This is a genomic window from Rhodococcus sp. 05-340-2, from assembly GCF_002258915.1.
Taxonomy (GTDB): Bacteria; Actinomycetota; Actinomycetes; order Mycobacteriales; family Mycobacteriaceae; genus Rhodococcoides.
On the sequence record NZ_NOYU01000015.1, the window covers coordinates 188483 to 196543 of the forward strand.

Here is an 8061-nt window from a genome sequence, read left to right on the forward strand (position 1 = left end):
GTACAAGTTACTCCGGCTAAGTGTAAGTAGTTAGTCATTACTAATTTGTAAAAGTTAGGATCGGTGGCATGGACCAACAGCGGAAAATGAGCGGCGCGGACCGGAGACAGCAGGTTCTGCAGATGGCCGCAGACGAATTCGCAAACGGTGGACTACACGGAGCATCGACAGAGTCGATCGCCCGGCGGGCCGGAATCACCCAGGCCTACATCTTCCGAATATTCGGCACCAAGAAAGCACTGTTCCTCGAGGTCATGACCGCGTCGTTCGAACGGCTCACCGAGGGCATGCGCGAAGCCGCCGGCGACGCGACCGGGCAGGACGCACTGGCCCTGATGGGTGCCCGATACAACGACATGCTGACCGATCGCAGCGCGCTGCTGCTCCAGCTACAGGGGTTCGCCGCGTGCGGCGACCCCGAAGTCCGCGACGCGGTCCGGAACAGTTTCGGGCGCATGTGGAAGACCGTCGCCGACATCACCGGGCTCGACGCCGTCACCATCAAGGCCTTCCTGGCCTTCGGGATGCTCCTGAACAATGCCGCTGCCCTGCAGGTATCCGAATTGGAGGAGCCATGGTCCGAAGGCGTGCGAACACGCATTCAGTCCGGTCTGTTCGATCACATCACCAGCGAGACCAACCGATGAGCGCCGACGCGGTCACTCACGAGTCCCAACCGCCGAAGCTGCTGGTTCCATCGTTGGTGTTCATAGCGCTCGTGGTCGCCGCGGTAGGAAGCCTCGGGGCACCACTGATCACCAGTGTCGCCACCACACTGCACGTATCACTTGCCAGCGCCCAGTGGACTCTGACCATCACGTTGCTGGCCGGAGCCATCGCGACCCCTGTCCTCGGACGACTCGGTGCAGGCCCCCACAGACGAGCAACCATCCTCGCGACCCTCGCCGTCGTGGTGACCGGCAGTGTCCTCACCGTGATCCCACTGCCGTTCGCATGGCTGCTCGTCGGACGCACCGCACAGGGAGTCGGTCTCGGCCTGACCGCCCTCATGATGGGCGTCGCCCGCGATCACCTCCCCAAAGAAAAATCGGCCTCCACCATCGCCTTGGTCTCCGTCGCGTCGACCATCGGCATCGGCATCGGTTATCCACTGGCCGGCCTTCTCGTCGAGGTCGGCGGCCTTCGAGCTGCATACGGACTCGGGGTGGTCGTGACCGTGATCGCGTTCCTGGCTGCCTATCGCAGCATCCCGGCCTCACCCGCTGGCCGGTCGGCTCACGTGGACCTGCCCGGCGCAGCACTGCTGGCCGCAGCGCTGTTTCTGGTGCTGTTTCTCGCCAGCGAGACCAGCCTGTGGGAAAGTCACCTCACCGGTGCCCTGGTACTCGCAGTGATGGCAATCGTGCTCCTCGCCGGATGGACACTGATCGAACGTCGCACCAGAGAACCCCTGGTCGACATTCGATTGCTACGGCACCCGGCAGTCGCGGGAGCGAACGTCGCAATGTTCATCGGCGGCATCGGCATGTACCTCTTGCTCACCCTGATCACTCGCTACGCACAAACCCCCAGCAGCACTGGATACGGATTCGGCCTGACCACTTTCGTCGCCGGACTCGTCCTCGTGCCATTTTCCGCGCTCGGATTCGTCGCGGGCAAAGTGACACCGCGGGCACGTGAACGCATCGGTGCCCCTTTGGTTCTCGCGGCCAGCGCGGTGATTGTTCTCATATCGTTCGTGATCTTTGCGACGGCACGCACGAACATCGTCGAGCTATTGGTTGCAATGGCCATCCTGGGCTTCGGCGTGGGTAGCTTCTCCTCGGCGATGCCCGGCGTCATCCTCGCTGTCACCCCTAAAGACGAGACATCGAGTGCAATGAGCGTCAACCAAGTCGTTCGCAGCGTCGGATTCTCCCTCGGCAGCGCTACCGGCGGACTCATGCTCGCGGCCGGCACGACCGGTGAGTTCCCCAACGACGGCGCGTATACCGTCGCGGCGTGGATCGGAGCCACGGTCATGGCCGTCACTGCTATCACATGCATTGTCCTGCATCGGAGGTCGCCGCAACGCGCATCGTGAACACGGACACCCACCCGGCCCGCCCAGAGAAGGAAACTGGGCGAGCCGGGTGGCTGCGCGTACGGGTTTCAAGACTAAGTCGAGAGGTTGCGACTGGTGCGCAGGAAACCTGTCATGTACTCGATCAACGTCCAACCCCCGGACTCGTCATATGAGTTGCTGCTGGACAGATGTCCGAGCGGATACGACTCGACCGCAATCGGTGCGATCTCAGCGGGTCGAATCGACCCCACGCCGAATAGGGCCATCCGCCTGCGTCGAACGTCCTGACGAACCCGGTAGAGGGTGCCGTCGACACCGACTGCGTGCGGATCGCGCATCTGCATGAACGACCAACCGATGACCGATGACTCGAAGATCTGGCGACCGTTCCAGCACGTCCGATTCAAGAAATCAGCATCGATATAGGGGCCTAGGGCCGGCACCGGGCGAGGCGAAACCCCGTACTCCTGTGCCAATCTCACGAACTCAGTGACAGCCAGCCAGCCCTCGGCTTCTTCTCGAGACTCCCGCTCGCGAACCATCTTCAAGCGGGCCCGCTCGGCGTCATCGAGACCATGGATATTGTCCTCTATGCCCACGCGCTTCACCGATCCTTATGCATGAGCTCGACGGCGTTCTCCTGCAGTGAGTCCGCTATCGACCTCAGTTTTGGAGTTGGCCTGATCCAGTGACTGGATGAGTGTCATGATCGAGAGAGTACCTCGTGGATACGAGTCGAAGTGTATGTCGCACGTGCTGTCGATGTTCATATCTGTGTGGCTGCTGGGAAATCGGCCCCGAACTCGTCGATAACGGCAGGACCGACAGGTCTGCGAGCGACAAGGGGACGCAGCAATTGTTGAATGGTGGCCGTGATCGGCCAGTGCTCGACTGGTAGCGAGTCGAGCAGTAGGGTCACGGCGGTTTCTGTGTCTGGGTCGTCCATGACGGCGGATAGCCCGTTGAGGATTATGGGCGTAGTTCGGTCGATCAAAATGGTCAGTGTTCCGAACTCGTGGTCCACGAACGTTTCTACAGTGGAAAAAGAGACGAGGAATGTGTCGAATTTTTGGTACTGAGCGTCGTTGAGCCCGAATCGATCTTGGGTCTCCAGCTCCGCGGTCAAGATATCATAGATCGCTATTCCGTTTAGGGGTGGTCCATCAGCTCGGTGCGCCGCGCGTTTATCCGAGACGGGGGTGGCCCACTTAGTGACCGCTTGCATCGTTTGGGGTGGTAATTCGTTGTTTCTAAGGATGAAGTCAGCTTTGTGAAAAGTCTGTTTGCTATTCCGAAGTGCTCTGAGGAGAAAGTAGGCATTGATCTGTCGGATGCCCCGTCCGCGAAGTGCGGCAGTCAGTTCGGTGAACACAGGAGTCAGGTCATCGCTGTTGCACGCGTGTGACAGTGCTATTGCAAGACCATTGAAGTCCTGTCCGGGGTAGCTGTCGAGGCAACTTATCGCTGCGCTTATGTAGGCCCTTCGGGAACTGGGTGCTCTGGAAGCGAAGCCGTCATCGAGGACGTTGCAGGCCAGCATAGGGGCTGTTGGGACCGTCTCGTGGAGGCCGCCACTTCGGCGATCGCAGGCGGTGACTAGCTGCACCAGATCATTTTGTAGATGTTCGCGTTCTTTGAAGATTCGGCCGGCGGCCAAAAGCCATGTGTTTCGCCAATGGGGGTGGTGGGCGGTGAGTTGAAGCAGGGCGAGGACTTTCGTGTCTTGTCCCATCGTCAGCGCGTTTGCTCCCATCAGTTCTTGCATACTGCGAACTTCGAATCCTACTCGGTCGTCAGTAGGGACGAGTAGAACCAGTCGGTGCGTGGCAGCCCTGACCAGTCTGCTCGCTATAGAGCTCACGTCTCGGGGACCGAACTCCTGGGTGATGAGTCGGGTCCGCACTATCTCGTCGAGTCTCGACGCAGGCATTGTTGCTTCCGAGCGGCTGCTGCTTTCGGCGGCCACGTGCAGTTCGAGCGCGACTTGGCAGTGCAAATGGAAGACATCGGGTCGATGTTCGTTGAGCAGTGCGGACAGGCCATGGACCCCAGGCTTGTCAATTTCCCGTTGATAGACGGTTCGGTAATACAGCTCGAAGAGGCTGTAGCGGTCGAGCGGTAGGGTCCCGAAGCTTTCGACAATGAACGACATGATCGTCACTTGCAGTGGGGTTTCCATCAGCCGTGCTGTGTTCGGGTCTTTGGCCGCGGTTCGTAGCCTGCGTAGGACGGTGTCGCGTCTTTCGGCGTCGTCAGCCAGCCTCAACCGAACGAGGTCGGTTCCGAATCGTTGCGATTGCGTGGAATTGAGGCGACTCAACGTGAGCTCGGTGAACAAGTCGCTATCGAAGCGTTCGTCGTAGCCCAAAGGCCGAGTTGTGGAGACCAGCAGTAGGTCTGCGTCGAGCTGGTCCGCAGCTTCCATGAAATCGGTGATCCGTTCGATCAGGAGTCGACGCATGGAAGCTGCGCTCACCTCGTCGAGACCGTCGAGTACGACGATCCACGGCCATATGCGTAACCACCCTTCAAGATCGCCGGGACTGAGAGTGCGACCGGCGCGGTTGCCGATGACTTTTGAGAGGTATCCGAGGACACTCAAATCCGGGACCGACGACAGTTCGTCTGCGTACAGTGCGAGGTCGATGCGGATGGGCCAACGGAGGTTTCGTGGCTTTGTGATTCCTGAGCGTTCCATCGCGCTCTGCGTGGCCGAGGTGATTGTGGCAACTTCGGGTGTCATGTCACCGCGGGACAGAAGGCCGCTGCGGTAGATCTGTGCGATCAGTGCGCTGAGTGTTGTTTTGCCCTGTCCGGGTCCGCCGATGATGACCCAGTGCGGTCGTCGTACGCGGTCTTGGAGGCCGCTGCGGAGGACTTGATCGGCGTGCTCGATGATGTGCGCAATTGTCTGCACATCGTGGGGGTGTCCGTCCGGACTCTCGTAGCGTCCTGGCAGGTCGCGTCCCGCTTCTTCTAGCTTTGCTCGTTGGCCTGCTGTTGCTCCAGATTCCGAGAATCGAACCCAGTGCTCGTTTCGGAGGCATTGTGCCGCATGAAGTCTCATAGCGGGTCCGAGATCGGAAGAACTGCTTCCTGGTGCAGTGTTGGCACCGATACAGGCGAGAACATCCCCGATCGTTAGAAGGGCAGGGAATGCATAGCGGACACTCGGGTGCCCGTCGATTAGCGCGGTGATCTGCGCATGGTGCCAGATGCGGATGGCGCGAATCCCGAGGCCGTGAATGGGGTCCTTGTCATCGTGGAGCCTGCCGAGCAGGTAGTTGTTCAGTTGATCGATGCCACCGGAGACTCCATTGCTCGACAATCTGACATTTGAGGCGAACACCATGTAGTCAGGTGGACGCATACGCGACCCTTTGTCCATGGCTTCGACCCACCGGAGCAATTCGGCGTCAATTTGCTTCTTGAACCAGACGAGGTTCGATGCCGGGTCACCCTGGTCGTAGTGGAACTTTGCTTGGAATACGGTGTACCCGGTCCAGTGTTCGTGCACGTGATCGTCTGTGCCGGCGGACCAGTCAATCGTGCCGGCGTAGGTCGCTTCGCGGCCTCCGTCGGGGCCGTCGCCGAAGGCTTCTATCCCGGCCCCGATTGCTCGGACGCACAGCGCAACGACGAGCTGCTCGAAGGGCCGGCTTCCCAGCTGATTGATGTCGTAGTCCGGCACAGGATCAATCATGCCCTCTATGGCTTGTCCGGCCCTGTGTATTTGAGTGGAGGCGCACCCAAGGCAGAATCTGGTGCAGCCCGACGAAAACGGGCGTGCGAAGCGATCGGGCGGCCCCCGGCCTGTCCTTTACCGACCGACAGAATGTCGATCCCTGGCGGTTCAACAGCTGGCCGGGCGGGTGCAGACCGCGCGAGTTGGCCATTAAGGGAGCCATTCTGGAGCTCCGAAGCGATGAATGAATTCCAGGTCCAGCTGCTGCAGATGGGGTGCTTGTTGGAGGCCGATGACGCGGGTGGCTGCAAGCCAACAGCTGTCCGGGTCCGATCGCTTGAGAATCAGATCTTGATGCCACTGGCCATTGCGTGCGGTGAAAAAGATCCTCCAGTACGCCGAGTCCGGGAGGCTGATATTCACGTTGTAGTACTCGGCCGGCGCGACGAGGTTCCCCCAGTCGAGGCGGTGTAGATCGGTGCCGGGACTGACATTCATGTCGACGATTCTCAGCGATAGGTCGTAGAGGGGATACTGACCGTCCTTGAGAACTGCGGCGTGTTGAGCGGTGCCTGCCTTCATGTCATAGGTAGAAAGCATGAAACGGGCGGTGGTGTCGCCGCCGGTCTGGTTGCCGTTAACTCGATCGTCTGAGTTCTCGTCTTCGAGATAGAACTGGCGGCGTACAGGGCCCATGCGGGGCATGTCAAGGATCGCTACGCACCGTTCGAGGTGGTAGAGCTCGACATCGCAAGACGCAAGGTTGGAAAGTTTGGTTCGCTCTCCGACCGTCAGAGCTTGGTTGGTTACAAAGACAATGCCGTTGGCACCGTTGGTGGCCACGCCGGCAACGTCTCCCAGAAATTTCTTCTTGACTGCGCTGAAAGTTTTTCTGGTGTTCGGAAAATAGGCCGCCATGACCCATTTCTTGCCGTCGCGGTGGGCTATTGCGTCGTGGGCATTGTCGGGACCGCCCATCGGCTGAGAGGGGTCGAGGTTTTTGAAGTCGTCTGCGAGAAGGATCTGGGCAGCGAGGCGCTCCGACAGTTGTCCGTGCGTCCAGTCGCGGAGTCGGTGCAGCGTTTCATCGGGCCTTTTCGGTGCCATGTCAGTCGATCTCCTGTAGGGAAAGTTGAGCAGTCCTATTCTGTCAGGCTCGGTAAAATCGCCTGCGCACTCGGTCCCCGGCACCGAGTGCGTCGGGGACAATTGCGGCTGCTGCCGGGTTGCGTCCTGCTGATAGTTGTGATCCCAAACGCTCTGTTTATCAACATGTTTCGATGACTCTTACGTCTTCCAGTGCAAGTGTTTCGATGGTAGATTCAGAGGCGTTCTGTTGATCGGCGGACTGACCATCCGTCACCCGAATTGAGAGGCTGAAATCTGCCATGACATCGATCGTCGATTCAGTGTTACCAGTTGCATCCGTGCTCGAGGTGGCCTTCGACAATGGGTCTCTAGGGGGTGCCGACTGGTCGAACCGGGCCGTCGTGCTCGAGGCCTTGCCAAAGCCCCTGGTTGCGGGATACCCCGCAGAGGGGACCTATGTGCAGATAAGTGATGGACGCGGCGGTATCGCCGCGTCAGGATGGTTCTCGGTCGATGAGCGCAATGCCACCGAGACCCATGCAAGCGTTGCTGTCGTGTGGCGTGAGCCGTTGATGGCCGTGGAGCACACCTACAAGAGCTGGACGGGGTTGGTGCGTCCACGTGACATCTCACCGGTCACTGTGTCACCTGGGGTCGCTCCCGCATGGTTCGGTGAGTACGTGCGGCCGATCCACGAACGGGCCGCCGTCGAACGGACCTTGCAGGCCGTACGCGAGAGCGCCAATACCGAGCGTGCGAACCATCACGAGTGGATCAGGCGGCTGAATGAGTCTGCATGCGAATGGGCGGACGAGAACAGTCTGTGCAGCGAGTTCGAGAGGTTCTGCGAACAGTGGGGGTTCGAAGGCCGAGAACGTGATTTCGATGTAGAAGTGGATGTCACAGTTTCATTAACAATGACGCGATCGGCGCGTAGCCAAGAAGATGCGGACGAGTCCGTAGATCTGGACGATGTACGGCAGCATCTACGGGACAATTTCTCGTATCTCGATGTGAATTTCACTGTGGGGGAGTAGTAGCCGTACCACAGTGGGGTGCGCGCAGCGTGCCCCACTGCGGTAGCGGTTGATCGGCCGGGGCGCGCAGCGGTCCGAAGGTTGTACCGATACGAAAGATATTGTCAGACAATCAAGATAGGTGATTCGTTGGCCGTTGGCGCGCAGCGCCCGGCAAGGAAAGTCCGCACTAGGCCGCCTTGGCGGCCGGCTTCTGGCGGTGGGCGCGCAGCGCTCACCGGAGC

At 59.8% G+C, this 8061-nt stretch carries 6 protein-coding genes; 3 read left to right on the forward strand and 3 right to left on the reverse strand.

Going from position 1 to position 8061, the window contains the following annotated elements:
• Positions 1 to 68 precede the first annotated feature (68 nt).
• Positions 69 to 647 carry a TetR/AcrR family transcriptional regulator gene (locus CH271_RS09630; protein WP_230591897.1) on the forward strand — a complete coding sequence of 193 codons (579 nt, stop codon included), beginning with the start codon at positions 69 to 71 and terminating at the stop codon, positions 645 to 647.
• A complete protein-coding gene (locus CH271_RS09635; protein WP_032364850.1) occupies positions 644 to 2044 on the forward strand; it encodes an MFS transporter in 1401 nt (466 codons plus the stop codon). Before CH271_RS09630 ends, CH271_RS09635 begins: the two co-directional genes overlap by 4 nt.
• 74 nt (positions 2045 to 2118) lie before the next feature.
• Here the strand turns inward: CH271_RS09635 and CH271_RS09640 are convergent, their stop codons facing one another.
• The 3 genes from CH271_RS09640 to CH271_RS09650 form a co-directional block, all read right to left on the reverse strand.
• Positions 2119 to 2433: a hypothetical protein gene (locus CH271_RS09640; protein ID WP_033188529.1), complete on the reverse strand. Its 315-nt coding sequence runs from the start codon at positions 2431 to 2433 to the stop codon at positions 2119 to 2121.
• 359 nt (positions 2434 to 2792) lie between these two features.
• Positions 2793 to 5717, reverse strand: a complete 2925-nt coding sequence (locus CH271_RS09645) for an NACHT domain-containing protein (RefSeq protein ID WP_032364852.1) — start codon at positions 5715 to 5717, stop codon at positions 2793 to 2795.
• 204 nt (positions 5718 to 5921) lie between these two features.
• Positions 5922 to 6818, reverse strand: a complete 897-nt coding sequence (locus CH271_RS09650) for a hypothetical protein (RefSeq protein WP_032364853.1) — start codon at positions 6816 to 6818, stop codon at positions 5922 to 5924.
• 281 nt (positions 6819 to 7099) lie between these two features.
• On the opposite strand from CH271_RS09650, the gene CH271_RS09655 reads away from it, so the two are divergent.
• Positions 7100 to 7837, forward strand: a complete 738-nt coding sequence (locus tag CH271_RS09655) for a hypothetical protein (RefSeq protein ID WP_141214626.1) — start codon at positions 7100 to 7102, stop codon at positions 7835 to 7837.
• The last annotated feature ends 224 nt before the right edge of the window (positions 7838 to 8061 follow it).